Genomic DNA, 2,077 nt, shown 5'->3' with positions numbered 1-2,077 from the left:
AAAAGTACAAAGGGATCTTTGATTGAAGATCCTTTTAACTGTTTATCAAATTAAAGCTCCTTATGACTGATTAATACTCAAATCTTTTTACATGTTTCCGATAATATAAAAAAGAAGTATATTTTTCATAACGAATGTTTTACTTACAAAGGGAGATTTAAAATGTTAGACCAATATAAAAAGATTGAGATTGATAAATGGATCGAAGAACAATTAGAAGAGGAAAACAGTAGTGTATTAGGCAAATTCATGGCTAAAGCATACAGAGAATTTGGAGAATTTGAGATACATGTCTATATCCTTAAAAAGTGGCTCGAATCTTTTAGCAATCACTTTATATAATGTCATTATGGCGATACTCATTATGTTTGAGTATCTTTTTTATGTATTTTTATATTGATCTAGTTAACATAAGGTACATTATCGGCAGCAAAAAAGAACCTTTTTTGCGTTTTAAATAAAAAAAGCCTTATTTTTATTAGAAATGAAAACTAGGAAACTATAGACTTTAAAATAAATATGTTATGTAAATAAAATAAAAAATGGTTTCCAGACCAGGAAACCATTTTTGTAGTTGACCATATCATGTTACCAATTCGTTTTTCTCTTTTACGTAAGGAAGATAAACAATTACTGTTCACTGTCTCAGTAGATGTGAAAAATTCTTAAAGATAGAGGTGAGATTGATTGTTTTTTCTTCTAGAAATAATGACTTAAATAATATATTGTATACCTAAAACAATGAAAGCCCTACCTCTCTTTCATCCTTACGGCTCCTTGTCCGTGCCAGTGTGAATCAGGATTGCAAAAATCAAGTGACTATTTTATAGAATTATTTGATGAAACTTCAAACGTTCGTAAAAGAAATTTAAATAATAAAAGTGAATTAGATTGTAGAAATAACAAGAGAGGTTAATGCTCTAAAGGTGAGTTGGAGAAGTTGAATGTCTTTGAAAAGATCTACTTTTAATAATAAACATATTCCCAAAAAATTCAGGATATTTTCGGGAGATGTAATACATTATCTTAAATTAATCTTAACAGAAACTTTTTATTTGATTTTCAGTAATCCCTTTAATTAATGACAGTTCACTAATCAAAAATTTATGTGCGTTATCTAACATTTTTTTTTCGCTTGTATTAAGTGCTTTTTCTTTCTTTATACGCATTAAATCACGTACAACTTCAGTACATTCTTGGATTTTACCCGTTTTTATTTTGTCCGTGTTCACTTTATACCTTTGTTTCCACGGCAGTAATCTATCTGATTCTCCATGATGAAAAATGTTTATGATGTGCATTAATGCAATTATGTCAGTAACAGGGCGTATACTTGAACTCAATATTTTACCCGTAGGAATCATGACTTGCATATTACTGATTAACATTTTTATGACATAATACTGTTGTTTTTCCCCTGAGATTTCCTTTTCTTCTATGGCTTTAATTATACCTGCTCCGTGCATTGGATAAACAATGTTATCGCCAATTTGAAACAAATAATCCACCTCCATATATGGTAAGCTTCTTAACCTTAACATATATATTATCTTTTATCAAATTTTTAATAATATCATAAATTTATTTTAAATGTCAACTACTTTTTTAAAAAATCAGAAAAAGCAAAAACAATAGGAATCGTGTCGTATTACCAATAAAGGGAAGGTTAATTTTTCGCGTATATTCTGAAACCTCTACTAATCTTAATATTATTATTCTATATAAAACCTTCCTGCACAAAAATCGACTGCCTTGTTCACTAATCGTTACCTGTTACTTTAAGTGCAATTCTTCACAATCTCATTTAATTTAAACTATATTTAGATGAAAAATAAAAACCTCCTAATCAGGAGGCTTTCTTATTAATTCGTGCTACTTCACATGAATCATGAATGAAAAGAGAGGAATAGTGGCTTGCACCTTTTCTAATTGCTGACGTAGAGGAAACTTAGACTCAATAAATACAGTTGAATAATTAACTTTCGATTTCAAGAATAGCCTCAATTTCTTCTTGGATCTCTCTATTCACCAAAAGAGCACGTTTTTTTCTCAATTCAAGATCCATTTCTTTATCAAT

The 2,077-nt window shown here is 29.0% G+C and carries 2 protein-coding genes; one reads left to right on the top strand and one right to left on the bottom strand.

Annotated elements, in window-relative coordinates:
- The first annotated feature begins 162 nt into the window (after positions 1–162).
- Entirely contained in the window at positions 163–342 is a 180-nt protein-coding gene (locus BFA01S_RS21385; RefSeq protein ID WP_066235646.1) for a hypothetical protein, read from the top strand.
- A gap of 695 nt (positions 343–1,037) precedes the next feature.
- Here the strand turns inward: BFA01S_RS21385 and BFA01S_RS21380 are convergent.
- Positions 1,038–1,514, bottom strand: a complete 477-nt coding sequence (locus BFA01S_RS21380; protein ID WP_066235644.1) for a CarD family transcriptional regulator — start codon at positions 1,512–1,514, stop codon at positions 1,038–1,040.
- Positions 1,515–2,077 lie beyond the last annotated feature (563 nt).

Origin of the sequence: Metabacillus fastidiosus NBRC 101226 (assembly GCF_001591625.1) — a bacterium.
In the GTDB taxonomy this organism is placed as follows: domain Bacteria; phylum Bacillota; class Bacilli; order Bacillales; family Bacillaceae; genus Metabacillus; species Metabacillus fastidiosus.
This window is presented reverse-complemented; position numbering and strand designations above follow the sequence as displayed.